This is a genomic window from Acetobacter senegalensis (genome assembly GCF_001499615.1).
In the GTDB taxonomy this organism is placed as follows: domain Bacteria; phylum Pseudomonadota; class Alphaproteobacteria; order Acetobacterales; family Acetobacteraceae; genus Acetobacter; species Acetobacter senegalensis.
In genome coordinates this window covers 3,378,989-3,405,923 of sequence record NZ_LN606600.1, presented here as the reverse complement: position 1 = coordinate 3,405,923, position 26,935 = coordinate 3,378,989, and the positions used below count along the sequence as shown (strand labels likewise).

Genomic DNA, 26,935 nt, shown 5'->3' with positions numbered 1-26,935 from the left:
ATCGTAACAAACTGCATAACCGCTATTTAAGTTCTTTCGCACAATCTGAAATTGATACAGATCACGCGCAAAATTGCGTGAATATATTTTTATATATACAGTTATTCAGGGGAAATTCTGCTTTCTCATCCAACAATTTGAAACACAACACTATTTAGCTGCGTCCGGGTAGCCTCACCATCAAACCGCTTGCTCCCGGTTCGGGGTTTTGTGGGCCTTAATTTTCCTCCATCCGCTCCGCCCTTTCCCTCCGTAATTTTCCCGTGCTCCATTTTTTTTCAAAATATTTATTGCAATTGATACTTGTTCTCAATAACAAGGAAGGCGGAGCACCTGCCGGCGGTATCCCGTCCGTCTTCCCTAATCCTGGCAGCGTGCTCCACCCACAAGCTGACGCGACTGCTGCACTGTAACAGTCAGCTTTTTGTTCTCCTGGGATGGGCAAAGAAAACCACATGACGCACTCCACCACCTATAGCGCCCAATGGCACCTGGCACATTCGCAGCCTTCAGTTCTGCTTGATTATTTCAATCCCACCCGTGGCTTCATTCCTCAGATCAACCTCCTGTTCAGCCGCTTCAAAGCTGTGCAAACTCTTTGTGAAGCAGGCGATGGAGAGGAAACCCTCATTCGCCTTCGCAACGAACTGGCTTTCCATCTGGTGAAAATGTCCCGGTGGTGGGGATTTGATTTCTGCCCGCGTGGATTAACAGGCGTGCGTAACCCCCTCTTTCTGACATTTGTCAAAGCCCACATTGCCCGCGTCATTGACGATGAATGTTTCTTTGATCTTTTCACCATGCAACGGCAGATGCACAGCGGAGATACCGGGCACATCCTCATTTTAGGTAAGGATCAGTTCAGCTCTTCCGCCCGAACCATTCTGTATGGCGTGGACGGAGGCAAGGGTTTCCGGTTTGCCAACAAGGTCCAGAACTCAGACCCTGAGTGGCATCGCTACAGCTATCCGGATTTTGCCAGCGCATGGCTGGCCGCGTGGTCCACACATTGCTCAGGCACCAATGTCTGCAAGAACCTGCGCGAACATCTTGCCGCAGAGCGTGAACATGCCTGTGCCCGTACGTGGCACCAGCGCTATTTCCATCATCAGGACGCCCGCAACGCCATTAAAAATCATGGTGAAGCGCAGGCGCAACTTTCAATCTGCCAGTCCCCATTTGGGCGGGCTGAATTTGAAACCATCGTGAACAGTCTGGCCTATGACATTGTTAAGGCGGCGTTTGACCGCTCACTGACCATTGCCGACCTGATTGAAGAAAATGGTGATGCAGATGGTACTCTGCGCACTGCAAACGGTATTAAGCAGCAAGCCCGCCAACACGTGGCCAACAACGTTGACCCATGCCATCGCCCTGACATGGAACACCTGCTCGACCGCACACTCTCCTACATTCCGCGCCGCTGCGCCTAACACCGGAGATAAGGGGGCAAACTCGCCCCCCTTTTTTACCCTCTTTTAGAACCGCCTTTTATGCAGCGGCTCCTGCGACGGATTGCAGAACTGCCGGGCTGACATCAGCAGCAAACTCCTGCGCATTTTTCTCAAATAACGCGACGAGCTTCTTGGCCTGCGCCTCATAAGCGGCCTTATCCGCCCAAGCCTGTGCGGGGTTAAGAACCTGATCCGGCACGCCTTCAACATGAGTCGGAATACTCAGGCCAAAATAGGGCTCTACCTCAAAGGTCGCGTCCTTCAGGGTATCTCCCAGCACTGCGGCCAGAATGGCGCGTGTATAGGCCAGAGACATTCTTTTGCCCGTGCCGTAGGCTCCGCCTGTCCAGCCAGTGTTGATAAGCCAGCAGGACACCTGCCCTGCCGCCAGACGCTTCCGGAGCAGTTCCCCATAAATGGCTGGCGGACGCGGCAGGAAAGGCGCGCCGAAACAGGCGGAGAATGTTGCTTCCGGCTCATCCCCCAGCCCCTTTTCCGTCCCGGCGATACGAGCCGTGTAGCCGGACAGGAAATGATACATCGCCTGATCTGGCGTGAGCTTTGCAACAGGAGGAAGAACACCAAAAGCATCCGCCGTCAGCATGAGCACATGACACGGCTTGCCACCACGACCATTTGCAACTGCGTTGGGAATAAAATCCGTAGGGTAGCAGGAGCGCGTGTTTTCCGTGCGGGATGCGTCATCCAGATCCAGCTTGCCGCCATTCCCTACCGTCACATTCTCCAACACCACGCCAAAGCGATGAGAGGCATTCCAGATATCGGGCTCGGCATCCTTGTTAAGGCGAATGACCTTGGCGTAGCAGCCACCTTCAAAATTGAACACACCATCATCCGACCAGCCATGCTCGTCATCCCCGATCAAAGGACGGTTGCGGTCAGAGGAAAGCGTTGTCTTGCCTGTTCCGGACAATCCAAAAAACAGAGCGCTGTTGCCTTCGCCATCAATATTGGCGGAACAATGCATGGGCAGCACCCCCTTGGGGGGCAGCAGCCAGTTCATGACCGTGAAAATGGATTTCTTGATCTCACCCGCATATTGGGTGCCTGCAATCACAATCAGCTTTTGCTCAAAGGAAAGGGCAACGGCTGTGGAAGATCTTAATCCGTACGTTTCCGCATCAAGCGCCAGATCCGGCGCGTGCAGAATAACGTAATCAGGGGTGAAGCTTTCCAGATCCTCCACTGGTGGGCGAATGAACATGTTGCGGGCAAACTGCGCATGCCACGCATTGGTGGTCACCACCCGCACGCGAATACGATGCGCAGGGTCTGCTCCCGCATAAAGATCCTGCGTAAAAAGCTCCTGCCCGGCCAGGTAACCCCGCACGGTATCTGTCAGACGTGTAAAATGCTCGGGGCTCATTTTCTGATTAGTGACGTTCCACCAGACATCGGCCCGGCTACCAGCCTCATCAACAATGAATTTATCCTTGGCAGACCGCCCGGTGTGTTCTCCGGTATCAACTGCCAACGCGCCATCTTCAGATAAAACGCCTTCCAGCCTTTCCAAGGCAGCCGCGACCAGTTCAGAAGCGGAAAGATTGGCGTAAACGGCATGGAAAGACGTCACACCTGTCTTGTCCAGTGCCTTGCGCGGGTCCTGGCCTTTAACGCCTTCCACACCCTTTGCTTCACAGCGGTCTTGCATGATCTTTATCTTCCTTATTTTGTCACGCACGTGTTGCCGCCGTTTTCCTTCAAAGCCTTGCTGTAAAGCCTTCAAAAAACAGAACGACAGACGTTCCTGTCTCCTTACGAAGAACGCACTATCTCTCAGAGTTCCAAATTTTTAAAGTCCGGAATCACGCTCTTGCTCCGCCGTCAGGCTCAAGTGGTACGCAATACAGCCTTGCGATTTTTTTGATGTGCTTTTTCGCAGCCCAAAAATGAAGAAGACCCTACTGTTATCCGAGGTTCAACTTTTCGCTCCCTCTTCCTTCCTCCTCTCGACGCACAATAGATACGGGCACTATGGTTATCGTTTAATTTGCCTGTAGCACGTGAAAGCATTCATGACGGACCAAGCCTCTCTCCCGCTTCATCCCACGGCACGCGCCCAGCATGTGCTCTCCCTGCTGGCTGCGGAGATTGGAGACAAAATTTCCACCAACCTCTCGGTGTGTGAAGCCCATAGCCATGGCGAGGCTCTGGAAATTGCCAATATGCCCGTGGGCGTTGTGTTTGCAGAAAGCACCCAGGATGTCTCCGCAACACTGGCCCTTTGCCACCACCACCGGGTGCCGGTGGTGGCGTTTGGCGCAGGAACTTCCGTAGAGGGGCATGTCACGCCGCCTGATGGTGCGATCAGCCTTGACCTTTCCCGCATGACGGAGGTCATGGCGGTCAACAGTTCTGATCTTGACTGCCGTGTTCAGGCAGGTGTCACCCGTCAGGCCCTCAACGCCTTTCTGCGTGATACCGGTCTGTTTTTCCCCGTTGACCCGGGCGGTGAAGCAACGCTTGGCGGTATGTGCGCAACGCGTGCTTCCGGCACGGCGGCCGTACGATACGGAACCATCAAGGAGAACGTACTCGGCCTGACAGTCGTCATGGCGAATGGTGAGGTCATCCAGACGGGCGGGCGCGTCCGGAAGTCTTCCACAGGGTATGATCTCACATCCCTGTTTATTGGGTCTGAAGGCACTTTGGGCATTATTACGGAAATTCAGCTCCGTCTTCATGGGCAGCCGGAGCAGCTTTCCGCGGCAGTCTGCCAGTTTGAAAATCTGGAAGATGCCGTCAACACAGCCGTTGAAATCATCCAGATGGGTATTCCCATTGCCCGCGTGGAATTGCTGGATGACGTGCAGATGCAGGCCTGCATTCGTTATTCCAATCTGGATAATTATCAGCCTCTGACCACACTGTTCTTTGAATTTGCAGGCTCACCCGAAGCCGTAAAAGAACAGATCACGGTTACGGAGGCCTTGGCGCGGGATAATAACGGACTGGCCTTTACCTGGGCCGATACGGCGGATGAACGGGCCACACTCTGGAAAGCCCGCCATAACGCCTATTGGGCCGTAAAAGCTTTGCATCCCGGTCAACGCCTGATCAGCACAGACTGTATTGTTCCCATTTCCCAGTTAACCACCCTGATCACGGGCGTGAAGGACGATATTCTGGCATCAGGTCTCTACGCCGCCATTCTTGGGCATGTGGGAGACGGAAATTTCCACACGCTTATTGTAACTGAAGAAACGGAAGCTGGACGGCAACAAGCCCTTGCTCTCGACCGCAAGATTGTTGCCCGCGCGCTTGCGCTGGGAGGCTCCAGCAGCGGCGAACACGGGGTGGGCCTCGGCAAACTGGAATTTCTTGCTGCCGAACACGGAGAAGGTGCACTCAGCGTCATGCGCGCGCTGAAAGCCACGCTCGATCCGCGCAACATTCTCAATCCCGGCAAACTTCTTCCCGTCGGGCCGGTATTTAAAGGCTGATTGTTCCTTCTCTTCCCCTCTCATCAGAGACGGGGAAGAATCCCTTTAGCCATCCTCCGCACCATTTGCAGACTGGCATACCGCTCTTCCAAAAGACCTATCCGGGAGCAGCCTGTGACAAAAGGTGGCTAAGGCTCATGCCAAGCAGCAACCCCGGATCACAAGCATCTCACCGGTAGGCGCATCTTACGTGGTGGTTGGAATAGAGGCGTCTACCAAAAACACTACGCCACCATGAACGTGTTGAGACATCTCCCATGACGGAATGATTTTAAGTCTTGCTCTGGTTGAATTGAGAACATATCATGAACAATCTATGAAACAGAGCCTCTCCGAACGTCTGGCCATTCTTTCTGATGCGGCCAAATATGATGCGTCCTGTTCTTCCAGTGGCGCAGGTAAGCGGGATTCCGCTGGCACCAAAGGGCTGGGCTCCACCGGCAACGGTATCTGCCATGCCTATACGCCGGATGGACGGTGCATTTCCCTGCTCAAAATCCTGCTGACCAATTTCTGCATTTATGACTGCGCCTATTGCATCAACCGGTCCTCCTCCAACGTGCAGCGCACACGCTTTACGCCAGATGAGGTTGTCTGGCTGACACTGGAGTTCTATCGCCGCAATTATATCGAGGGGCTGTTTCTCTCCTCCGGCATTATCCGCTCACCGGAAGATACCATGGCCCAGATGGTGCATGTCGCGCGGGAGCTCCGCCAGATTCACGGTTTTCGGGGCTATATCCACCTGAAAACCATCCCCAATGCATCCTCAGAACAGCTTGCCGAGGCGGGTCTCTATGCAGATCGCCTCTCCATAAACGTCGAAATGCCTACCGAACAGGGGCTGGCCGCCTACGCCCCGGAGAAAAAAGCCGGGATCATCCGGCACTCCATGGGAGAAATGCGCACACGGATTGACGCGGGAAAGGAGCGAAGCCTCTCAGGTCGTCGGCCGCCGCGCTTCGCTCCCGGTGGCCAGAGCACGCAAATGATTGTTGGGGCCGATAGCGCAACTGATCATGATATTCTGGCCAGCAGTTCCTCCCTTTATTCCGGCTACAAGCTGCGGCGCGTCTATTATTCCGCCTTCAGCCCTATTCCAGACGCTTCGGCCATCCTCCCGGTCCGCCCTCCGCCCTTACTGCGTGAGCATCGGCTTTATCAGGCAGACTGGCTCTACCGCTTCTATGGTTTCCAGTTTTCCGAGATCACGGCAGCGCAACCAGATGGCATGCTTGATCTTGCCCTTGACCCCAAACTGGCGTGGGCTCTTGCAAACCGTGCGCTTTTTCCGGTCGATCTGAACCGTGCCAGCCGGGAAATGCTGCTGCGGGTGCCTGGGCTTGGGGTACGTTCGGTTAACGCCATTGTCACCAGCCGTCGGCACAAACATCTCCGCCTGGAAGATCTGGCCCGGCTCAATGTCTCCCTCCGAAAGGTCAAACCGTTTCTCCACACCACTGGCTGGTCTCCTACCCGCCTGACAGATCAGATAAACCTTCGGCAGGCCTTCCTCCCCTCTCCTCAACAACTCTCCTTGTTCTGACCCATGGCCTTTGGTGCAATTGTCGAACACGATACGTCTTTTTCAGAATGGCGACCTATAGCCCGACAGTGCTTTCTGGCGGGTGTTCCACCTGAAGAACTGGAATGGCGGTGCGCGTCAGCTGAAGCCTCGCTGTTTGATGCCCCCTTGACCCTTCCTTCACCCAAACCGGACGCGCCAAACCCCATATTACGCAGCAACTGCCTGGCGTTGCTTAAATCCATTCTGCGCCATGCCGATCAAACACGCTTTGATCTGGCCTATCGCATCTTATGGCGCGCGCAGAGCGAACCCTCTCTGGCAGCCATTCCGCTTGATCCGGATATTGCCCGGGCTCTGCGCATGGTCCACCAGATCCGCCGTGATGCACACAAAATGGAAGCTTTTCTCCGCTTTCGGGACATTGGGGAAAGCCAGAATGGGCGCAGACTGTTTCTCGCATGGTTTGAGCCCGATCATTACATTCTGCCAACCGTCGCGCCGTTTTTTACACGCCGTTTTACAGATATGGACTGGGCCATTCTCACCCCTAAAGGCTCTATCACCTGGAACGGGGAGACATGCACCCTCAGCCGCACAGCCTGCTCCAAGCCCGATCTTTCTGACTCGTTGGAGCAATTGTGGCAGACATACTATATGGCCATTTTCAACCCGGCGCGGATCAAAACCAAAGCCATGCGTTCAGAAATGCCGCGCAAATACTGGAAAAACCTGCCAGAAACCCGGCTTATCCCCCAAATGCTTGCTCAGGCAGGCACAAGGGTAAAAGCCATGGAAACCCAGCAGCCACAGGAAGCGCCTTATTTCCATAAACGCCTGCAACAACGCCGGACTGAAAAGCCTGAGCCCTGAGAGCAGAGTAAGTCATCTCCTTTGTGGAATGTTACTTCCCTGTTTTGAATAAAGATGAAAATCTGTCTGTTCGGTTGATTGCCCACACTCCTCTCAGACAGACGTCATGATCCTTCAAAACGCGCTTCCATTTTCCTTTGGCCTGTTTCTCACTACACGGCAAAAAGCATCTCCCCGACACCTCTGCGGCTTTGGAGCCCCCTTCTGATGGCCAGCGCAAAATGGCGCCAACTGGCGGCTGGGTTACTGTGTATGGCCGCCATTTCCTCCCCCCAATATGTGTGGACATTGTTCACGCCCGGTTTAAAGGCCGAATTTGGCGTCAGTGCAGCGGCCTTACAGGTCACCTTTTCTCTTCTGATCGTCCTACAGACGGTTTTTTCTCCCATTCAGGGATGGATCGCACACCATATCCACCCACGTACCCTCATCATGATTGGCATTGTGGTAACCGGTCTAAGCTGGGTCAGTGCGGCCTCGGCTACCTCTCTCATGCAACTCTATATTTTTTATGGAGGACTGGGCGGCATTGGCACCGGCATTGTGTATGTTGGTGTTGTCGCCCTGCTGATGCAGTGGTTTCCCCAAAACAGAGGCATGGCCGCGGGAGCAGCGGCAGCAGGATACGGCATGGGCGCCATGTTAACCACATTCCCGATCTCCCACTTTCTGGCCTTGTGGGGATGGCGCCCAACCCTGTGTGTGTTCGGCGTAATAATGGCAGCGGTAGGACTTTGCGCCGCCTGTTTCCTCAAAACGCCAATGCTGGAGCATTCTGAACAAACGGACGGTGCTTCGACTGGTTACCTGACCCCCTTTGTGCTCAAGACGCCCCTGTTCTGGCTCATGTTCTTCATGATGACCACCATGGCGACATCCGGGCTGATGGTGACGTCCCAACTTGCCCAGATCGCTCATGATTTTGGTGTCGCAAACCTGACCATACTCGGCATGAGCGCCCTTCCACTGGCCATGACGCTTGACCGCATTGCCAATGGTTTAACCCGACCTCTGTTTGGCTGGGTGTCTGACAGATATGGGCGCGAGCAGACAATGGCGTTCGCCTTCACGCTGGAAGCCTTAGCCCTTCTGTGCTGGTTGAGCATGGCGCACCATCCTGTCGCTTTCGTGCTGCTTTCCGGCCTTGTGTTTCTTGGGTGGGGAGAAATTTTCTCTCTTTTCCCTGCCACGCTGACAGATACATTTGGCACACGAGACGCCTCCCGCAATTATGGTATGCTCTATATGGCTCAAGGTGTAGGTGCCGTCTTGGGTGGTCCACTGGCGGCGTGGCTGCATCAGGCAAGCCAGAGCTGGTACCCTGTTTTTGCCTGCGCCATTGCCGGGGATATCCTCACCGCGTTTCTGGCATTAGCCGCATTGCGGCCCATGCGCCGCCGGTTCCTGCAAAACACGTCCTCTTCTTCCTGATATCGTTTATTTGACTTCGGGCAGAACAGGCCGCCACATCCGGGCCAGCAACACACTTTTCCTCCCTTGATACAGATCAGAAAGCCGTAGGAGATATTACGTCCGGGCAATCCCCTGAAATCCGCGAGACGCATGGGCTTTTCATCTCCGGCTCTTCTCCTTACACGTTGCCTCTTCACTCTGCGCTTCAACAAAGCGCGCATGATGCATACGGAAGGTCCGCTGTTTTAAAATGCCCAGGAACACCAAACAGCTCTTTTTCCTGCGGCCTCTTTCTCTGTTTCTCACCCTTGGCGTCCCTCTTTCCGTCAGTGCCGCACACGCAGGCACAGTGCCGTCCATCACACTGGGGGATGTGGTCATCAAGCCCTACGCAACAGACCAGTTGGATATTGGTGGCTTTCCACAAACCAGCGTTCCGGCCCCCGGCGTAGGCATTCGCGCTGCCCGGTTGCGGAATGGCGCACGCATTACCATTCACAAGCAGTTCGAAATTGGCGCAATCTGGGATTTCGGGCCCGTACCCCATGGCCCCATGCGCCTGTTTGAAGGGCAGTTCAGCTATCTGGGCCTCAAGCATTTTGTTTTTACCGCTGGCATTTTCAAACCCAGCTTTGGGCTTGAATCCATGCAGGCCCAAGGGGATACCGTTTTTATAGAACGCGCCAGCATTGCCACCATTACCCGTAATCTTGCGGCAGGTATTGCAAGGCAGGCTGTTCAGATAGAAGCGCATGGCACGCGCTATCATGTTGCGGTCGCGGGCACAGCCGGTACTGCCGGGCCGGATCACGACGGCAACCAACGAGCGATTGTCTTCCGGCTGGTCGGTATTCCTGTCCGTACGAGAGACATTCTGTTTCACGTCGGTTTTTCTGGAGAATGGGTTTTCAAAGCAGCACAAAGTCCGGGGCAACCGCCTGCCGCCAATTTTTCAGATTTTCCGGAACTGAATGTTGGTCTGACAGGAAAATTCCTCGACACAGGCCGCATTCCTTTGCGCAGCGCAGGCGCATTCGGGCTTGAAGCCGCCGCCGCCTGGAAACGACTGCTTGTGCAGGGAGAAGCGTACGAGATTGAAGCCAACCGGCGAGAAAACATCGGTTCGCAGCATCTTCATTTTTCTGGATGGTACGCTCAGGCAAGCTATACGCTGATTGGCAAGCCCCGTGCCTGGAAGTCCCGCACAGCCGCTTTTTCAGCTCCCACCTGCCAGAAAAACCAGACAACCCTGTGTGATGGAAGCGGAGTGCTGGAAGCTGGCGTCCGCTTTTCTGACGCCAATCTGCGGTCAGCTTCTGTAGATGGTGGCCACCAGCAGACATGGTCCGCCAATCTGAACTGGTGGCCGACTGATATTCTCAGGGTCAGTCTGCAATATGAAAACGGCACCATCCGGGAGACACACAGCACTGAAAACTTTCAGGCCGTTCTCTCCATGCTCCAGATCAAATTCTGAGCATCGCCTTTCAGCCTAGCTTGAGCAGCTTTCCCCTCCCGGCGCAGTCAGATCGCAATGTCATCCAGCAAAGAGATACCGCACCGTTTTGACATGGTCTGTCGGTATGCTTCCACCGCGGCGGGATATGTCAGCCCGGCAATAAGGGACAGGCTGTGCAACTGTGCAAAAAGATGGATGTCATCCGTGGAGAGATGACCGTTCACCGCCTCGGCTGACTGAACAAGCGGCGCAAGATCTTGCAAAAGCGCATTCAGCGGTTCCAGGGCCGCAGCACCTTCACTCAAAATATCCGAGAATGCCCCCGTCGAACGCTCTTTAGTCCGAACAAAATACGCCCGTCCCGCCGTTGTGGAAAATTCCGGGAAAGGTGCACAGGCTGCGCGGGGCAGAAACTGTCTGTACAAGGAACTGTTGGACCGTTTTAACCAATCGGAAATCGCCGGGTTAGTAGGGCCGGTTAAAAGGGGCGCTCCCTGCCCATCAATATGAGCCACAATATCCATGCTTTCGCCCATAAAGTGGTCATTCTCCTCAAGAATGGGCACCATTTTCTGGCCGATCATCCGTTTTGGTGTGGCTTCATCATTATTCTGAAGAATAACCAGATCAAAGGGAATGTGGCGTAGCCCGAATATCATGCGGGCTTTGATACAAAAGGGACAATGATCGTAAACAAACAGCTTATACATGGAACCACTTTCTCAGTTCAGCAGGTCTTAGTCTTGTTTTTAAAGACCATTTCAGAAATCTCATGCCGGAGGCAACACCTGATTTCTGAAATGGCCTCTAAAAATTATACGCGGCCTGACCGTACCTGAACTGCGGGGCTCCATAGTACTTGACTGGTCAAAAAAGTCAGTTTCCTGCACTCCCGGTCCTTTCTGATGGCACAGAAAACAACCAGAAAGCGATTATCTGTGACGGTGCCGCCGGGGCCCATGATAATCTGTCACCAGATAAGGAATGGTTGTCAGAATTTGCACTCCCAACATTCCTGGCCCACGCTTTGCATCACGCCGTATTGGCAGATGCGCATGCCCGTTGGTCCACCGGCCTCCGTCTTCTTCAGGCGGATGCCACCCAAGGAGATCCTCCTTGATATGTGTCATCACCTTTTTCCGTTTCCGGGAATCAACAAGCGTGATATCGCCCACATGCACCCCAAGATAGCGCTTGTCCTGCACATAAGGGCCAATAACATCTACCGGCCGGCTTGCGCGGGAAGAAAGATGCACCTCATGCACATCGGGCGGGAGCATAAAAACGGCTACGTTGTCTTTTTCCATCGCTTTTCGGATAAACTGACCATTTTCTGTGACCAGTTGCAGGTCATGGTCATCCGTCACTTCAGGAAGGTAAAATGGGCTTTCCAGACCACCCACTTCCGCACGGGATTTAAGGCGATGGTATAGCCCTTCGACTACTATTCTGTCTGTCACCACCGGCATATGGGTGCGTGTATGCCAATGGCTGTCTTCCGGGCATGGAGGCAGCGCACTGGCAATCAGTAGATTTTCCGCAATCAGCACGGCATGCGGATCAGTCTGAACGGGATAAGCCTTGTAAGCGGTAAACGTACGATCATAAAAAATCGAAAGTCTGTTCACCAACAGACACAGCGGCACAAATTTGTCTTCAAAAAACAGGCAATGGTCAGGCGTCAGAACCACATCGCGCGCTGGCACACCATCTGCAATGGCGTCCTTCAAGATACGGATGGGATAGCCGGCTTCATCATCAGGCAGACCAGGCAACGTCATGCCGTAGGCCACTCTTACCTGAGAGACGTGGTGAGGGGTTTCCTGACCATCGGCATAGCCCAGCACGGCATGGCCCGGAGACAGAGTTTCCACTTTGGCTTTGCCAGCGGGTGTATGGAGACAAGTTCCTTCCAGGAGGCTTGCTTCAGGCACAGACAGGCGATTATCGCCCTGCCCCGCACCTTGCGAAGTGTGACGGGGTTCCTGCTTGAATGCGCCTTTCAAACAATCACCTTCTTCTGGGCGTTTAGGAAGAAAAGCCATTTATCCTTTCCATAACACAATGAACGACAAAGGGCGCGTGCGTGTGTGTTATAATGTAAAACGTTTCCTGTTTGCCGCGCGAAGACGCGCACCACGATTCAGGGCCCAAAAGCCCCCAAAATCAGAACCAGAGATGCACATCCTTCTACCAACAGCGGGAGTGCAATCAAATGTATTACAAATTTAATTTTGACAAGACCAAGCAATGAAACTTTTGAAATTGTAATTTATTCCCTGTTAAAAAAGGACCTAACTATTTTTAATTTCCTGACCAGATACAAAAAATGAGCTTAAGTTACAAAAATTAAATTTTTTCCTCTACCACCCGCGGCAAAATCTTTTCTTTCTTTATAATTTTATTATGGATTTTTATTTAATTTTTGGAAGCTTTTATCGTTTTATACGATTCTAACGTTAGAAAATTCAAAGCAATTTTTATCTTTCGGTTTTGTTCTGTCATATAATTTTTAGTAATATGTCTTTGCTTCAATCTTTTTAAAAACGCATCTCATTCTTAAATTATAATTTCATATTGATAGCACACGATATATCGCTCTCGGACTCATCAACCTTCTATATGAGTCCTCCCTTATATATATATAATTCCTCTGGCCTTCTCTCAGTGCAGGCTCTTCAAGTCTGCTTTCATTTGTAGGAACTTGCTTTGTATGTCTGATACGACACCTCTGATTCTGTCCTTCGGCAGCGTCAATATTGATCTGACTGTACGTGTCGACACATTTCCCAAGGCAGGAGAAACCCTGCATGCGTCCAATTATGCTGTTGGGCTGGGAGGGAAAGGAGCCAACCAGGCCGCCGCAGCCGCCCGCCTTTGCCAGAGCCTGCCAACACAGGTGGCGCTGGCGGCACGGGTGGGATCAGATCATTTTGGTACCTTCGCACGAGACGCTCTCCGTGCTTTTGGGGTTGAGACAACACCTGTTTATTGTGATCCAGATCATCCAACCGGCATCGCCCTGATCACGGTCGATCGTAACGGTGAAAACTGCATTACCGTAGTTGGTGCGGCAAATATGGCTGTCAATGAGGTGGATGTTGAAAAAAACGCAGACTGGCTGAAACGTGCCCGCATTCTGCTTCTGCAGCTGGAATGCCCGCTCGCCAGTGTTGCCGCCGCCGCAGCACAAACCCGACAAACTGGCGGGCTTGTCATTCTTGACCCTGCCCCTGTGCCAACTGAAATGCTCCCTACTTCCCTATGGCAGAACGTAGATATCCTGACCCCGAATGAAACAGAAACAGCGCTCCTGACCGGTATTCAGCCTGAAACCGCTGAGCAAGCTGCCCAAGCTGCGCAAATCCTCCTCAGCAAAGGAGCACGTGCCATTGTTATCAAAATGGGAGGACGCGGCACGTACTGGCATGACGGCACACAAGAAGGCTTTATCCCTCCTTTCAAAGTCATACCCATTGATACCGTTGCCGCAGGCGATTGTTTTAATGCCGGGTTGGCGGTCGCACTCAGCAAAGACCTCCCGTTCCCGCAGGCCGTTCGTTTTGCATCGGCCTGTGGCGCTCTGGCGACCACCCGCAAAGGAGCTGCCGACGCAGCTCCCACATGGGAGGACGTACAGACGCTTCTGGCGTGAACAATCGCCCTTGGAGCATGACGGGCCACAGTGTGGTCCTTCCGATTGAAAATTGAACTCTTTTGGCAGATATGAAAAGATGCATATCTGTCATTCCCCAGAGCAAGAGATAGGTATGCGTTTTCTCTTTTCGTCCCGATATTCGTCCTATCGTCCGCGTAAAACGATCCTCTTCTTGCACTCTGCTCTGTCCATGGTCGGGATCAGCCTTTCGGCGTCCCTGCCGCTTGCGGCACAAGCGCAAACGGCCCAGCAGAAACCGGATCTATCCGCCATTCAGACCGTTGTGGTCATTTTTGCGGAAAACCGTTCATTTGATAACCTTTACCGGGGCTTTCCGGGGGCTGATACCTCCGCCACAATCCCGGCCGATGCATATGTGCAGAAAGACCGGGACGGAACGGTTCTAAAAGAACTGCCCCCAGTCTGGGGCGGCCTGACCGGACGGGGTATTCCTAACCCCATCACCCAAGCCATGACGGAGCACCTCCCCAATAAGCCTTTTGCTGTTGATGATCCAAAGGGCTTCAATGTGCCCCTGAACACGCTGACGCATGATCTATGGCACCGGTTTTATCAAAACCAGATGCAGATCAACCATGGTAAGAATGACATGTTTGTTGCGTGGGCTGATACGGGTGCCATGCCCATGGGGTACTGGAACGGCAGTCACATGAAAATGTGGAAAATTGCTGAAAAATACACCATGGCAGATCATTTCTTCATGGGGACTTTCGGCAGTTCCTTTCTAAACCACCAATGGCTGGCCTGTGCGTGCGCCCCCTATTATCCGGCTGCAGACACAAGCCCTGCCCATCCCTCCATTGTGATGGCGGACAAAACAGGCACCGCGCTGGTTGTGGCCCCCAACTCTCCCCACTCAGCCCTTGAAGGGGTTCCCAAATTTGTGCGTGATGGAAATCTTACGCCTGACTTCCATGCGGTCAACACCATGCAGCCCCCTTATCAACCCAGTGGCAACAAACCCGCTGAGGGGCAGGACCCGCGCTTTGCCGACCCCACCCGCCCCACTACTCTGCCACCACAGACCACCCCCACCATCGGCGATAGACTGAGCGAAAAAAACATTAGCTGGGCTTGGTTTTCCGGGGCATGGCAGCATGTGCAGGATCACGGCAACGCCTACCCTATGCCTGATTTTCAATACCACCATCAACCTTACAACTATTACGTCAATTATGCTCCAGGGAAGGCCGCTCGGCAGGAGCATTTGCAGGATGGTGGTCTGAACGGAGCACGCTTCAAGGACATTATTGATAGCGGCAAACTTCCGCAGGTCTCGTTCTATAAGCCTCAGGGCAATCTGAACGAACATTCAGGCTACGCAGACATTGAATCCGGTGATAGCCATATTGCAGATCTCGTCAGCCATCTGGAAAAAAGCCCGCAGTGGCCGCATATGCTGGTTATTGTCACTTATGACGAAAACGGTGGCCTATGGGACCATGTCGCCCCTCCTCAGGGAGACCGTTGGGGGCCTGGCTCGCGTATTCCCGCTATCATTATCTCTCCATTCGCCCGTCAGCATTACGTGGATAAAACGGTGCAGGACACCACCTCCATCATCAAGTTTCTGACCGAGCGCTATGACCTGCGTCCCCTTGATGGCTTGTCTGGCCGAGATAAAGCGATTCAGGCCAGCACAGGCAAGCCACTCGGAGACCTGACGGGAGCCTTGCTCCTCCCTCACCAAACTCCCTGACACCCCTCTCCTTCCTGGCGCCACCTTATTGTGTGGCGTCAGACGCCTGCGTGGCCGAATATCCATCGGTCAGAGTATTAAGGAAGGCCACAATCGCGTCGATCTCATTGTCAGAGAGAACAGGCCTGTTGCCTGGCTGAGGCCCAAACGGTGGGTCCATATTGATATTCTCCTGATAGCGCTCAGGCAGATCATCATATTTCAGAATTTTTCCATCTTTCCCCACGGGGTAAATCTGTTCCGGGTGCGTGTCTCTCAATACATAAAAAGCCACGGCATCACGCAGGGAATGATAAAAGCCATTATGGAAAAATGCGTGCCGTGTCGCTACATTCCGTAATGATGGTGTGCGGAACAACCCACAATAGTCTGCATGCTGCTTCAGATCCGTGCGATCGGGCCCGCACAGCCCCAGATCAAACGCGTTCGGATTCCTGTTGAACGGCAAAGCCCTGTTCCGCGGCACACCTACGGCAATCATGCCATAATCCGTAAATTGCGGTGGCGTACCGTCATAACCGGGCTGACTTTTGTGGCAGGACGCACAGTTCCCTTTCTCGGGATCTTCAAACACCTTCAACCCCAACTGCTCCTGAGGAGAAAGTGTGGCTTTTCCTGCCAGATAGGCATCATATTTGCTGGAATATGGGTAAAAGCGCCGCCAATCCTGCTGATAAGCTTCAAGCGCCTTGGTTATGACCACAAAGAGGTTTTTGGTGTGCAGATAAGGCCCCAATTCTTTCAACGTGTCTCCGTAACCTGCACGAACGGCGCGGTGAACAACCTCCTGTGGTGTTTGTCGGCCCATTTCAAAAGGAGCCAGCAACGGAATAGCGGCCTGTTCAGCTAACGTGTTGGCACGTCCGTCCCATGTCAGGCCGCCTGTGGGGCCGTTATCAATGCTTTCATCCGCTTCATCTTCGGAGTCAAAAAAATGTTCTGTAAATTGCGGGACATTTTCTAAATATTTGAGAGACGGTACCGCCCGGTGTCCGCGCTGCGCCATATCCACACCGCCATACTGCACAGAAAGCGCATTATCAGGCGCAAAAGCGGCGTGCTCGCTATGGCAACTGGCGCAGGATAACGCGCCAGAAGCAGACAGGCGCGGATCATGAAACAGCTTGTCTCCTACAGCGGCCAGCCTGGCAACGTTTTTATAGACTTCACTGCGGCTTACCCCGTCTTCCGCGCGCGCGAACAACGGAGGCCACATCAGCAGACTGGCCACCAGACAGATCTGGCGAGAGAAAAGAAAACGGATCATCACGCAGGGTAGAATAGCAGTCTGAGTGGGAAAAATCTTCTTACGTGGCATTAACACGCAAGATATCCCGCGCTGCGTATCAGTCAGACCCCAAAGACCTTCACAGGTAAGGGATCAGGCAACACTACTCTCGCAATCGCAGACGCAAACACGACTAAGAAACGCGGCGTCTCCTGCCTGCCGACATTCAATGGCAAGGCAGGCAGGAGACGCTCATGAGACTGTGCCCTCTTCAACTTCAGGGCTTGGAAATCAGGTCCTTGATCAGAGCCTTCATGCGCGGCACATCAACAGTCAGCACCACTTTCTCTTTCTGTTCGCCCACATCCGGCTGATACCCCTCCGTCCAGGAAAGGATATCTCCATATTGCGCACTGAACATGGTGTTCACGTCCACATATAGGTCTGTGCTGGAACGGATAAGGCTTGGGTCCAGCCAGACAGCGGCTGCAATTTCATCCCACAGAGGGAAGTTGTTGGCAGAACGCTTCACAATACGCGCAATCGGCGTATCTGCGGATGCAATGTCTTTGACAAATTCAGCAGACATTTCTGTCTCGGTAGATGGGTCCACCGGCACCATGACAATCCGCTTCCACGGCGCATGCATGGTGATGGACGCAGCTTCCGGATCAAACCGGATATTGAACTCCCGGCGCGGCGAATTGCCAAATTCCCGTGCAAACTGGGCTGACGCCGCGCTGGTCAGCTTCTGGCGCGGGTTCAGACTTCCCCCCATGTAAACCAGTTCCTTGGCAAGACTGGCAAATTCCGGGTCCAACTTCTGCGCCAGAGCCAGATTGGTCATGGGGCCGCATTCAATAATACTGATCTGGCCCGGATACTGATGCACCATGCGGATCATGAACATGGCCGCATTTTCAGGCGAAGGTTTGAGTTTGGGGTTTCCCCACGGCAGATCAGGCACGACATCAGCCGGATGATACGGTGGCAGAGCCTGGGTGGTGTTTTCCACCCATTTTTTCATCCATGCCCCTTTCCACACCAGCTTGCCGTAAAGGGCTTCCCAACGGTCCGTCAGCTTTTCAGAATTCATGAGCGGATAGGTGGCACCCTGCACCACAGGCACATCCGTGCGGCCTGCAATTTCCAATCCGCGCAGGGCATAGGCGGTTGCCTCTTTCTGCCAGAAATCCCCGCTGACGGTGGCAAACCCCATAACTTTGACATGAGGTGCTTTGAGCACCATCCATTGGGCCAGAGCAAAACCGTCATCATCAAAGATGACCATCCGGTCTGCTTCTGCATGCGCCATCACGGGAACAGAAACGCCCAACAGCCCGGCCATCAGAACACACCGCCGCGCAAAACGGGTAAAACCACTCATGCTCATCACGCCGGTTTCCCTTCCGTGCCAGTTTCAAGATTTTCAGGACCAAAAGACGATGGCAGAAGCGCATGCAGTTCATCTTTGAACAGCAACGCACCATCTTCATCCACCACCAACACACATGTTCTGGCAGTTGCAAATTCGCGGATTTTCTGGCGGCAGCCACCACAGGGCAAACATGGCGCAGGGCCTTTACCCGCCACCATGATGCTTGCGATTTTGCGAGACCCACCGGCAGCCACCATGGCGGAAATAGCGCCAGCTTCGGCACACACACCCTCCGGATAGGCTGCGTTTTCAACATTGCACCCGGAAAACACCTGTCCGTCTTCCGTGATCAATGCCGCGCCAACATGAAACCGGGAATAAGGCGCGTAAGCATTATTGCGTGCTGCCAAGGCTTTCTGCGTCAATGTCGCAGTCATTTTATCATCCATGGGACGCCCCTTCCTGGCCAGAAGCTCCATAAATCAGGCCAGCCAGATCAGAGGCTGCCGCACGGAAAGCCGTCAGGATATCATCCGCTACGGCAATATCCCCACCAGCCTGCCGGATAAACCCTTCCACCATGGCATTTTGCAACAGTCCTTCTGAATGCACGATCATGGCATCTGCATCCAACCAGCGTACCCTGCCGCCAGTTTGGGGTTTTTCTTCCGTCAGTGGCGTATGCCATGCCTGTTCAAAATAGCTCTGTACCTTCTGGTGGTAAGAGCGACCATCCACCGTATAGCCGGCCATTGGCTTGTTCTGAGCCGCCATATAGCCAATTTCCACCGCGGTGCCGGGGTCCATATCCGCAGCACGGCGAAACGGATCAATGCAGAACAATGCGGCAGCACACTCATCCATCAGACCACGGTCCAGCCGCGCTATCAGCAGGCTGGTTTCCTTTCCCGGTGGCAACGCTTCTACCTCATCCTGCCCGTCAAAGGGCGATACACCATGCAGGCGTACTGCCAGACAGGCCTCCTTGAACGCTTTAAAAAGCTGTTGAGCGTCTTTTCTGAAAACAAGGTCTCCGCCAAGGTAAACCTTGGGGTAAGCCGCACTCTCGGTCATAAGGTCTTCCGTGTTTCATCCGGCGCGCCCTGCTTTTCCGGCCGCCGCATGCTGTTATGAAATGTGTTATAAACAATACGAGTTCGTTATAGAAAACCATAGACACCACACAAGATGTAAGCAAGAAGCATAATCTTGCCCATCAGCAGGGTAGAGTGTTTTTCTTTAACCCGTCAGAGCAAGGATCAAACAGGGAATGCGGGCAGTACAGTTTCTTTTCTCCGGCGTCATGGCCGCCTGCGTCCTGATGTCCGGATGTGCGCATCATCCGCCCGCTCCTCCCCCTGCCACAACAACGACGCTCTCTCTTGCTGCCCCCCAACATGGAGATTTTGGGCATTATACCCTTGCCCTGACATGGCAGCCGGGCTTCTGCACCGGACCAGAGGGCTCTAGCTGTCAGGCAGATCAGCCCAAAGCCCCTCTCATCGGGCTGCATGGGCTTTGGGCCTCCCGCCCGTCTGACCTGATAAAGGCACAGGTTCCGGTGACCACCTGGTGGCGCAAAGGATGCGGCCTGTATGAGGGCGATGCGGCCTCTCCGCCTCCCACTTTCTCCAAGGCGTTGTCTCACCGTCTGTCTGAGGTCGTTGCCCATACACATTCTGATCTTGTGGCGCATGAATACAGCAAGCATGTGCATTGCTTCGGTATGGATGGAGAGCAGTTTTTCTCGGTTGCGTCCCAACTGCGAGATCGTTTTGAACAGCTTCCCTCCGCCCGCCATCTGACCGCTGAGTCAGGAATGGTTATCGAGAAGGCCGACCTGACCAGACAGATTGAAACTGACACAGGCCCCCTGCCCGAACGGGGCGTGCAGTTTCAGTGCAACAAGACGCCTCAAGGGCAATCCGCACTCGCCCAGATCTGGTTTACGCTCAAACCCGATTCTCTTTCCAGTTTTCCCAAAACCAATGCGTTCATGAGCAGCCCTCAGGTTCAGGACAACTGCCCTGCGCGCTTCCTTGTTCCCCAATGGGGCAACTGACGGATCACACTTGTAGACAGCCGCAGCACTTACGCAGAACAGGCCCGTCTTTCTGTAACCATCTGGTCAGGATGTGTGTCAGCACAGCCACTGAGATAAGGACCATTCAATGCATAGTCGTGGATGTCTCGGTATTCTCCTGCTTCTGGGCATTGCGGTCCTTTTTTCAACAGACCGTAAAAATATCAATCTCCGCACCGTTCTGAGCTGCCTGCTGGCTCAGGTGGCTATCGGCCTGCTGGTTCTGCGCGTGCCTGTAGGCCAGCAGATTTTGTGGGCTCTTTCCCGCTTTGTCACCAGCATCCTTGCCTGCGGCGATGAAGGAGCCCGGTTCCTTTTTGGCGCACTGGCCAGTGACAAAATGGACACCGTCTTCCCACATGATGGCTTTGTGTTTGCCTTCAGGGTGCTGCCCTCCCTTGTTTATGTCAGCGCCCTGATCGCTATCCTGTTTCATGTGGGGGCCATGCAGATCTTTGCCCGCGCAACCGGAAAAGTATTGCAAAAGGCCCTTGGCACCTCGCCCGTTGAATCATTTGGTGCGGTTATCACTATATTTATTGGCCAAAGTGAGCTGCCGGTTGCCTTAGGGCCTTATCTGCGCACCATGGCCCCGACCGAACTTTTCAGCGTACTGTGCAGCGGGGCGGCATCAGTGTCAGGAGCAACGCTGGTTGGATATGTGGGCTTAGGCGTGCCTGCTCATTATCTGGTGGCAGCCTCCTTCATGGCCATTCCCGGTGGGATGATGTTCGCAAAAATTCTGGCCCCACGCGCAGCCGGCAGCCCGGTTGATACGCTCGCCGCCGGGCCTTCATCCTATAATCACGCTTTTTTTGAAACCATTACCGAAGGCGCATTAAAAGGCACCAAAACAGCAGTGGCTGTGGCGGCCACACTGGTTGCCTTCATCGGGCTGATTGCCCTGGTTAACAGCGGATTTCAGGCTTTGGGGCCGTTGATCCATATGCCTTTTCTGTCTCTGGAATATCTGTTTGGCTTGCTGTTCTCCCCCATAGCGTGGCTTCTGGGCGTTCCGGCAGGTGAATGCAGTATTGTGGGCTCCGTTCTGGGGCTGAAGCTGGTCATCAACGAATTTGTTGCTTACCTGCATCTTGGTCCTTCGCTCCAGAACGGGGCTCTCTCAGCACGCAGCGGGGCTATTGCCGCCTTCGCGCTCTGCGGTTTTGCCAACTTGAGCTCCATTGGCATTCTTGTAGCAGCGTTTGGTAGCCAGTGCCCGGAAAGGCGCGCGGAACTGGCGCGTATCAGCGCACGCGCCGTACTGGCGGGCATGTTGTCCAATTTCATGAGCGCCGCTATTGCAGGCATTATTCTCTTGTAAGACCATACGCCAGCACCAGAGACGGAGACAGTTTTGGACCGGCAGAAACTTATTATTGATACAGACCCCGGACAGGATGATGCCATTGCCATCATGCTGGCTCTGGCATCCCCACAGATTGACCTGCTGGGCATTATTGCCGCAGCCGGAAATGTCTCTGTAGAACAGACCGCCGAAAATGCCTGCAAAATCCTTGAACTCACCAAACGGCAGGATATCAAGGTTTACAAAGGCTGCCCGCGCCCTATCCGTCGCGCCCCCATTACGGCCGCACACGTGCATGGTCAGACCGGGATGGACGGCCCTGATCTCCCCACTCCGCGCCATGAGCCAGAAAAGCAGCACGGCGTAACGTTTCTTCTGGAAACACTCGCCGCTCATCCGGCCAACAGCATTACCCTTGTCACCATTGGCCCCATGACCAATCTGGCTACAGCCCTGATTCAGGCACCAGAAACAGTGGGGCGGCTGAAGCAGGTTGTTGCAATGGGCGGTGCCTGGTCTGAGACAGGCAACATTACACCGGCAGCCGAATTCAACGCCTTTGCAGACCCTGATGCTGCGGCCATCGTGCTGAATAGCGGTTTGCCGCTCACTCTTGTGCCGCTGGATATCACCCACAGTTTTCTGATCACACCTGATCGACTGGAAGCGCTGGCCTCCCTCACAGGCCAATGCGCCAGAGCGGCCCATGCCATGCTGAATTTCTCCGCGCGCTTTGACCTGAACAAATATGGCTGGCCGGGTGCCCCGCTGCATGATCCCTGCACGGTAGGGTACGTGCTGGCTCCCCATCTCTTTGCAGGCAAAAAGGTCAACGTAGAGGTAGAAGTTGCAAGCCCGCTGACGCTGGGCGCAACAGTTGTAGATTGGTGGCAGGTGACAGAGCGCCCCGCCAACGCCACTTTCCTTCGCTCGGTGGATGATGCAGGCCTATGGTCCCTCATTCTGGAAGGCCTCTCTCGCCTCCCCTAACCCGGAGACATCATTTAGGAAGGAAGAATTGAGGGAACATGTTCCCTTCCCTTCCCCTTTCAAAGCTTATTTTGAAAGGGGTTTAAGGTGCCAGATCATTTCCACCGCCGGGCAAACACCCTTCAGGCCGCCCTCAACGTCTTCGCGTTCCAGAATTTCAAGCTCATAAGAAGCTGCGTAAAGCTGCCGCACTTCCTCCTCCCCCACAGAAAAAGGAGGCCCCTTCAGAGCCGCCTGCTCGTAATCCAGAGTAATCAGCAGTTGAGGAGCCGCTTGAGTGATGGAAACAATGTGGGCTGCATACTTATGGCGCGTAGCTTCAGGTAATGCGATCAGGGCCGCCCGATCATATACCGCACTGACGCCCCCGAGTTCCTGTGCCGTGAGATCAAAAACATTCCCTACATAAACCCGGAGCTTACCGGCTTCAAAAGTTACGCCACCATCCCACTCTGTCACGCACGGCGTATAACCCAGTTCCTGAAACAGACTTTCAACGGCAATACGGCTCAGTTCCACGCCCACTACCGTCATACCCTGAATGAGCAACCAATGGATATCCAGGCTTTTCCCGCACAAAGGAACAAAAACGCACGCGCCTTTCTTCAAATGCAGAAATGAGAAATATTGAACAAGAAATGAATGCGGCGTTGGCTCATGAAATCCTATCTGGTTCTGTTCCCATTTTTTCTGCCAGAAAAGTTCGTCCACCGTTTTTTCCTTAACGCGTCCTGTTTCTTCATCATGATACCAGCCACCTTCCGATATCAGCAAGCAAACAGGCTTGCCTGGCAATCCGCGATGTGACGACATTTTCTGGCCGGATACTCTTTGCGGTTCTACACCGGCACAGGCGCATCTTCCCGCAAAAGCCGTTGTTTCTTCAAATCTGCCCAGAAAGCAGCCGGAATAGGGAAGCTGAACCATTCAAGGTTTTGCTCAAGTTGCGCCAAAGTGCTGGTCCCGGCGCAGAAAGTGGGAACAGCAGGATGCGCAACAACAAACTGCAAGGCCGCTGCGGGCAGCGGCACGCTATGATCCCGACACACCGCCTCTATTCTGGCGACACGCTCCAGAATATGTTTGGGTGCTGGGGCGTAATTATATTTAGCGCCCTCTACCGCACCTTTTGCCAGAATACCGGAATTGAAACCACCTCCAACCAGCACGGCTACATCCCGTTCCTCGCACAGAGGCAAGAATTCCTCCAGAGCATCCTGTTCCAGCAAAGTGTAACGGCCACCCAGTAGAAAGCAGTCAAAATCCCGCTGTTTAAGCGCCTCGAGGCAAACCTCCCACTCATTCACCCCAACTCCGATCGCCTTGACCACACCTTCTGACCGTAATTGTTCCAGGGCCTTCCAGCTTCCTTCCATTGCGGTCCGGAAAACCTCTGGTTGAGCCTCTCCCTGAGTAAAACGATCGATATCGTGAATAAAAACGACATCAATCCGTTCCAGCGCCAGCCGCTGCAAGGAATCTTCAATGGAACGCATGGTGCCATCGTAGGTGTAATCAAACGTCATTTTGTTGGGGGCTGCATTTTTCCACGGAAAAAACTCAATCTCCGCCCGCTTGGCGGCTGAAAGCCGTCGTCCGACTTTGGAGGACAGTATAAAATCATCCCTGTTTTTCCAACGCAGGGCTTGTCCCAGCCTCAGTTCCGCCAACCCATGCCCATACATGGGGGATGTATCGTAAAATCGCACACCTGCATTCCACGCCCGCTCTATCATGGCCTGGGCGCTTTCCTCGCCTACTTCCTGGGCGAAGTTACCGAGAGGTGCTGTCCCGAAAGCAAATGCTGTTACATCCAGCCCACTACGGCCAAACGCACGTTTTTCGTGAGGATGCATACTCTTTTCTTCCTTTTGCAGAAGTTATTATTTTTGAAAATTTTCCCGACACTGTCCTTTGATCAAAGCCTCTAAATGGCGGTCTCATCAGGAAAAGTAAAAGCGTGCATACGCCTCGGCATGGAGCCTTGACTCCGTCTGGCAAGCAGCCTGAGAGCCAAGCCTCCTTCTTCATCCAAAGAAAAATGCACTATCTGGTTAGATATATTTCCTATTAAACTAGATCAATATCCACCCGTTCCCGCTCACAGGGAAATGTTCATTATCTGCCTTGGCGCTCAAGCGCGCGAATGAGTTTTTGGAACCAAAGATCGCTCTGCCTTTTTACTTCAAATAGAAAAGACAGATAAAAATACTGTTCTTAAAAAAACTCTGCCCTCTTTTTTAATCGCAGGACATTTTCAGACAGTTCATCTGGCGCGCCTTACCTAACAAAGCACAGCCAGATGCACCATTACAGACAGGTTACCCCGAGACAGCCGCTTTCAAACGTTCTGGCCGAAAACCGGTTGCAACCACGTACAGTTCACTTGAATCCTTACGGCTTGCTGGCGGCTTGGCATGACGCACCTGCGTAAAAGCCTGCTTGAGCGTATCAAGCATCTCTTTCTCTGACCCGCCCTGAAAGACCTTGGCAACAAAGCCACCGCCCTCCGCCAGAATTTCAAAGGCGAAATACAAGGCTTCCTGCGCCAGACCAATAATCCGCATATGGTCTGTCGGTCCGTGCCCCGTTGTGTTGGGGGCCATATCAGACAGCACCAGATCAGCCTTGCCATCCAGCAGGGATGTCAAGCGTTCGGCCATTGTCGGATCGGTAAAGTCACCTTCAATAATTTCCGCCCCGGCCACAGGATCAACTGGCAGAAGATCCACCCCGACCACCCGCTCCGCTCCGCGTTTGACAATTACCTGTGTCCATCCACCGGGTGCCGCCCCCAGATCAACAACCCGCATACCGGGTTTGATGAGATGAAAGCGATCATCCAGTTCAATCAGCTTGAACGCCGCGCGTGAGCGCCATCCCTGCTTATGCGCAGCCTGCACATACGGATCATTCAACTGCCGCGCCAGCCAGCGCTGCTGCGCAGTGGTACGCCCACGCGCCGTGCGGAGGGAAACAGCCTTTGTGCGCAGCGTACGCGGCGCATCTGAATCGTCCTGGCTTATGCCAACGCCGGGAGTAGCGCTGCTTTTGCGCGCACGACCAGGTACACGCAATGGCTGGTTGGTCCGGCCACCGCCGGGTTTATGCTCGCTCATGATCCTGTCGCTTGGATAGAGTGCTGAAAAGGTATGGGGCCAAGCATGGGAGAACGCTGGTACCGCCGTGGTGGCAGCCCAGCCTTCCGGATCATACGCAGAACCATGCCGTCTCTTAACCCACGATCAGCCACAATGATATCTTCAATAGGCCACGTCTCGTGAATGGCCTCAAAAATGGCACAGCCCGGCAGCACAAACAACGCCCGGTCCGGCCCGATGCACGGATGCTTTTCAATCCCGTGCACGCCCATTTTTTGCAGCATCCGCACAGCGCGCCGCGCACTGGCGGAGGGCAGTAGCGAGCCATCAACAGCCGCACGCGCATAGCGTGGCAGATTGAGCACAAGGCTGGCCAACGTCGTCACGGTGCCACTCGTGCCGATAAAACGCGTCTGCCGCCGCCTGATTTCCGGCCCGATACGATGCACGCTTTCAAAATGCTGCAAGGACTGCCGAATATAGGCGACCATCTCCTTATAACAGCCAGCATCATGGCTGCTGCCCGGACCAAACTGCTCGGAGAGCGTAATAACGCCAATCGGCAGGCTCAGATACCCGATCAGTTCCTGCGCCTGCCGGAAAGGATCAACCCTCACCCACGCAATTTCGGTCGACCCTCCACCAATATCGAACAGCAACGCACGATTACGCGGCGGGCCAAACCGTGGATTATGAATGAGGTTGGCGCAGCTCTCCACTGCCAGGCACGCCTCCTCCCGCCCGGAAATGATTCTGATGTCAAATCCGGTTTCGGCTCGCACGCGATCCAGAAAAACCGAGCCATTTTCCGCCCGGCGGCAGGCTTCCGTTGCCACCGCCCGAATATCCTTCAGTTGCCGCCGCCCTACACGGTCCGCACAGGTGCGCAGTGCATCCATCGTTCGTTCCATGGCAGTCTCGGCCAGCCGGCCTGTATGATGCAGGCCTTCGCCAAGCTTCACCATACGGCTATAGCTGTCCACTACCCGAAAACCACCAGATGTCTGGGCCGCCACCATCAGGCGGCAGTTGTTGGTTCCCAGATCAAGGGCCGCAAAAAGATCGTCCTCATTATGCCGAGGATAAGAAGAAGCGAAGACAGGTCTGCCCGGGCGGCCGGCCCAGGGGGGGATGTGATCCATCTGTCCGGTCCTATCAGTTAAAAGGTTGTTACAATGTTAAGATCTATTTTTGGGGAGTGACGCCGAAGGAGCAAGACAAATATGCATCAAAATCAGAATTCTTTTTGCATTCCCTCTTGCACGCCCCATTTCCCGGTG

General features: G+C 53.9%; 22 protein-coding genes. 11 read left to right on the top strand and 11 right to left on the bottom strand.

The genetic code is table 11. The features are described 5' to 3' along the window. Positions 1–455 precede the first annotated feature (455 nt). Positions 456–1,433, top strand: coding sequence for a hypothetical protein (locus tag ASN_RS15805; RefSeq protein WP_039904141.1), 978 nt, complete (start codon positions 456–458; stop codon positions 1,431–1,433). Between the two features lie 58 nt (positions 1,434–1,491). Here ASN_RS15805 and pckA read toward each other — a convergent pair whose 3' ends face one another. After that, positions 1,492–3,126 carry a phosphoenolpyruvate carboxykinase (ATP) gene (gene pckA, locus ASN_RS15800; RefSeq protein WP_082666733.1) on the bottom strand — a complete coding sequence of 545 codons (1,635 nt, stop codon included), beginning with the start codon at positions 3,124–3,126 and terminating at the stop codon, positions 1,492–1,494. Between the two features lie 364 nt (positions 3,127–3,490). Between pckA and ASN_RS15795 the strand changes: the two genes are divergently transcribed. The 5 genes from ASN_RS15795 to ASN_RS15775 all read left to right on the top strand — a co-directional run bounded on the left by ASN_RS15795 (position 3,491) and on the right by ASN_RS15775 (position 10,206). Then, positions 3,491–4,918, top strand: a complete 1,428-nt coding sequence (locus ASN_RS15795; protein ID WP_058988767.1) for an FAD-binding oxidoreductase — start codon at positions 3,491–3,493, stop codon at positions 4,916–4,918. A 316-nt stretch (positions 4,919–5,234) separates the two neighbouring features. Next, positions 5,235–6,464, top strand: a complete 1,230-nt coding sequence (locus ASN_RS15790; protein ID WP_058989403.1) for a putative DNA modification/repair radical SAM protein — start codon at positions 5,235–5,237, stop codon at positions 6,462–6,464. A 3-nt stretch (positions 6,465–6,467) separates the two neighbouring features. Continuing rightward, entirely contained in the window at positions 6,468–7,316 is an 849-nt protein-coding gene (locus tag ASN_RS15785; RefSeq protein ID WP_058988766.1) for a TIGR03915 family putative DNA repair protein, read from the top strand. 207 nt (positions 7,317–7,523) lie between these two features. Next, positions 7,524–8,747, top strand: coding sequence for an oxalate/formate MFS antiporter (gene oxlT, locus ASN_RS15780; RefSeq protein ID WP_058989402.1), 1,224 nt, complete (start codon positions 7,524–7,526; stop codon positions 8,745–8,747). 232 nt (positions 8,748–8,979) lie between these two features. Next, positions 8,980–10,206, top strand: coding sequence for an OprO/OprP family phosphate-selective porin (locus ASN_RS15775; protein WP_231948269.1), 1,227 nt, complete (start codon positions 8,980–8,982; stop codon positions 10,204–10,206). A 47-nt stretch (positions 10,207–10,253) separates the two neighbouring features. On the opposite strand, the gene grxB is transcribed toward ASN_RS15775, so the two are convergent. Further along, positions 10,254–10,898 (bottom strand): glutaredoxin 2, encoded by a 645-nt coding sequence (gene grxB / locus ASN_RS15770; RefSeq protein WP_058988765.1) that lies wholly within the window; start codon positions 10,896–10,898, stop codon positions 10,254–10,256. A 222-nt stretch (positions 10,899–11,120) separates the two neighbouring features. Further along, entirely contained in the window at positions 11,121–12,233 is a 1,113-nt protein-coding gene (locus ASN_RS15765; protein WP_006558401.1) for a Hint domain-containing protein, read from the bottom strand. 668 nt (positions 12,234–12,901) lie between these two features. Between ASN_RS15765 and rbsK the strand changes: the two genes are divergently transcribed. Continuing rightward, positions 12,902–13,843, top strand: coding sequence for a ribokinase (rbsK, locus tag ASN_RS15760; protein ID WP_058988764.1), 942 nt, complete (start codon positions 12,902–12,904; stop codon positions 13,841–13,843). Between the two features lie 193 nt (positions 13,844–14,036). Next, on the top strand, positions 14,037–15,566 hold the full coding sequence (acpA, locus tag ASN_RS15755; RefSeq protein ID WP_006558399.1) for an acid phosphatase: 1,530 nt from the start codon (positions 14,037–14,039) through the stop codon (positions 15,564–15,566). 25 nt (positions 15,567–15,591) lie between these two features. Here the strand turns inward: acpA and ASN_RS15750 are convergent, their stop codons facing one another. The 4 genes from ASN_RS15750 to ASN_RS15735 all read right to left on the bottom strand — a co-directional run bounded on the left by ASN_RS15750 (position 15,592) and on the right by ASN_RS15735 (position 19,246). Further along, entirely contained in the window at positions 15,592–16,884 is a 1,293-nt protein-coding gene (locus ASN_RS15750) for a cytochrome-c peroxidase (RefSeq protein ID WP_058988763.1), read from the bottom strand. A 187-nt stretch (positions 16,885–17,071) separates the two neighbouring features. After that, positions 17,072–18,187 carry a nucleoside hydrolase gene (locus tag ASN_RS15745; protein WP_058988762.1) on the bottom strand — a complete coding sequence of 372 codons (1,116 nt, stop codon included), beginning with the start codon at positions 18,185–18,187 and terminating at the stop codon, positions 17,072–17,074. After that, positions 18,187–18,621, bottom strand: a complete 435-nt coding sequence (gene cdd / locus ASN_RS15740) for a cytidine deaminase (protein WP_006558672.1) — start codon at positions 18,619–18,621, stop codon at positions 18,187–18,189. Before cdd ends, ASN_RS15745 begins: the two co-directional genes overlap by 1 nt. Then, positions 18,614–19,246: a nucleoside 2-deoxyribosyltransferase gene (locus tag ASN_RS15735; protein WP_058988761.1), complete on the bottom strand. Its 633-nt coding sequence runs from the start codon at positions 19,244–19,246 to the stop codon at positions 18,614–18,616. Before ASN_RS15735 ends, cdd begins: the two co-directional genes overlap by 8 nt. Before the next feature lie 196 nt (positions 19,247–19,442). Here ASN_RS15735 and ASN_RS15730 point away from each other — a divergent pair, with 196 nt between their 5' ends. The 3 genes from ASN_RS15730 to ASN_RS15720 all read left to right on the top strand — a co-directional run bounded on the left by ASN_RS15730 (position 19,443) and on the right by ASN_RS15720 (position 22,554). Beyond that, the gene (locus ASN_RS15730; protein ID WP_058988760.1) at positions 19,443–20,234 is read left to right on the top strand and encodes a ribonuclease T2 family protein; all 792 of its coding nucleotides are present in this window, start codon (positions 19,443–19,445) and stop codon (positions 20,232–20,234) included. Between the two features lie 109 nt (positions 20,235–20,343). After that, a complete protein-coding gene (locus tag ASN_RS15725) occupies positions 20,344–21,579 on the top strand; it encodes a NupC/NupG family nucleoside CNT transporter (protein WP_058988759.1) in 1,236 nt (411 codons plus the stop codon). A 33-nt stretch (positions 21,580–21,612) separates the two neighbouring features. After that, positions 21,613–22,554 carry a nucleoside hydrolase gene (locus ASN_RS15720; protein ID WP_058988758.1) on the top strand — a complete coding sequence of 314 codons (942 nt, stop codon included), beginning with the start codon at positions 21,613–21,615 and terminating at the stop codon, positions 22,552–22,554. A 66-nt stretch (positions 22,555–22,620) separates the two neighbouring features. On the opposite strand, the gene tmpT is transcribed toward ASN_RS15720, so the two are convergent. The 4 genes from tmpT to ASN_RS15700 form a co-directional block, all read right to left on the bottom strand. Then, positions 22,621–23,367 (bottom strand): thiopurine S-methyltransferase, encoded by a 747-nt coding sequence (gene tmpT / locus ASN_RS15715; protein WP_330937283.1) that lies wholly within the window; start codon positions 23,365–23,367, stop codon positions 22,621–22,623. 26 nt (positions 23,368–23,393) lie between these two features. Beyond that, positions 23,394–24,410: an aldo/keto reductase gene (locus tag ASN_RS15710; protein ID WP_058988757.1), complete on the bottom strand. Its 1,017-nt coding sequence runs from the start codon at positions 24,408–24,410 to the stop codon at positions 23,394–23,396. Positions 24,411–24,875: 465 nt separating this feature from the next. After that, positions 24,876–25,673 (bottom strand): RlmE family RNA methyltransferase, encoded by a 798-nt coding sequence (locus tag ASN_RS15705; RefSeq protein WP_006558665.1) that lies wholly within the window; start codon positions 25,671–25,673, stop codon positions 24,876–24,878. Next, the gene (locus ASN_RS15700) at positions 25,670–26,797 is read right to left on the bottom strand and encodes a Ppx/GppA phosphatase family protein (RefSeq protein ID WP_006558664.1); all 1,128 of its coding nucleotides are present in this window, start codon (positions 26,795–26,797) and stop codon (positions 25,670–25,672) included. Before ASN_RS15700 ends, ASN_RS15705 begins: the two co-directional genes overlap by 4 nt. Positions 26,798–26,935: the final 138 nt, after the last annotated feature.

Bases quoted from the DNA above. Each gene is read 5' to 3' on its own strand.
- ASN_RS15730 (WP_058988760.1), top strand. From the start codon at position 19,443: ATGCGGGCAGTACAGTTTCTTTTCTCCGGCGTCATGGCCGCCTGCGTC.
- ASN_RS15790 (WP_058989403.1), top strand. From the start codon at position 5,235: ATGAAACAGAGCCTCTCCGAACGTCTGGCCATTCTTTCTGATGCGGCC.
- ASN_RS15785 (WP_058988766.1), top strand. From the start codon at position 6,468: ATGGCCTTTGGTGCAATTGTCGAACACGATACGTCTTTTTCAGAATGG.
- tmpT (WP_330937283.1), bottom strand. From the start codon at position 23,367: ATGTCGTCACATCGCGGATTGCCAGGCAAGCCTGTTTGCTTGCTGATA.
- ASN_RS15700 (WP_006558664.1), bottom strand. From the start codon at position 26,797: ATGGATCACATCCCCCCCTGGGCCGGCCGCCCGGGCAGACCTGTCTTC.
- oxlT (WP_058989402.1), top strand. From the start codon at position 7,524: ATGGCCAGCGCAAAATGGCGCCAACTGGCGGCTGGGTTACTGTGTATG.
- ASN_RS15735 (WP_058988761.1), bottom strand. From the start codon at position 19,246: ATGACCGAGAGTGCGGCTTACCCCAAGGTTTACCTTGGCGGAGACCTT.
- rbsK (WP_058988764.1), top strand. From the start codon at position 12,902: ATGTCTGATACGACACCTCTGATTCTGTCCTTCGGCAGCGTCAATATT.
- ASN_RS15765 (WP_006558401.1), bottom strand. From the start codon at position 12,233: ATGGCTTTTCTTCCTAAACGCCCAGAAGAAGGTGATTGTTTGAAAGGC.
- ASN_RS15750 (WP_058988763.1), bottom strand. From the start codon at position 16,884: ATGCCACGTAAGAAGATTTTTCCCACTCAGACTGCTATTCTACCCTGC.
- cdd (WP_006558672.1), bottom strand. From the start codon at position 18,621: ATGGATGATAAAATGACTGCGACATTGACGCAGAAAGCCTTGGCAGCA.
- acpA (WP_006558399.1), top strand. From the start codon at position 14,037: ATGGTCGGGATCAGCCTTTCGGCGTCCCTGCCGCTTGCGGCACAAGCG.
- ASN_RS15705 (WP_006558665.1), bottom strand. From the start codon at position 25,673: ATGAGCGAGCATAAACCCGGCGGTGGCCGGACCAACCAGCCATTGCGT.
- ASN_RS15795 (WP_058988767.1), top strand. From the start codon at position 3,491: ATGACGGACCAAGCCTCTCTCCCGCTTCATCCCACGGCACGCGCCCAG.
- pckA (WP_082666733.1), bottom strand. From the start codon at position 3,126: ATGCAAGACCGCTGTGAAGCAAAGGGTGTGGAAGGCGTTAAAGGCCAG.
- ASN_RS15745 (WP_058988762.1), bottom strand. From the start codon at position 18,187: ATGAGCATGAGTGGTTTTACCCGTTTTGCGCGGCGGTGTGTTCTGATG.
- ASN_RS15775 (WP_231948269.1), top strand. From the start codon at position 8,980: ATGCCCAGGAACACCAAACAGCTCTTTTTCCTGCGGCCTCTTTCTCTG.
- ASN_RS15725 (WP_058988759.1), top strand. From the start codon at position 20,344: ATGCATAGTCGTGGATGTCTCGGTATTCTCCTGCTTCTGGGCATTGCG.
- ASN_RS15805 (WP_039904141.1), top strand. From the start codon at position 456: ATGACGCACTCCACCACCTATAGCGCCCAATGGCACCTGGCACATTCG.
- grxB (WP_058988765.1), bottom strand. From the start codon at position 10,898: ATGTATAAGCTGTTTGTTTACGATCATTGTCCCTTTTGTATCAAAGCC.
- ASN_RS15710 (WP_058988757.1), bottom strand. From the start codon at position 24,410: ATGCATCCTCACGAAAAACGTGCGTTTGGCCGTAGTGGGCTGGATGTA.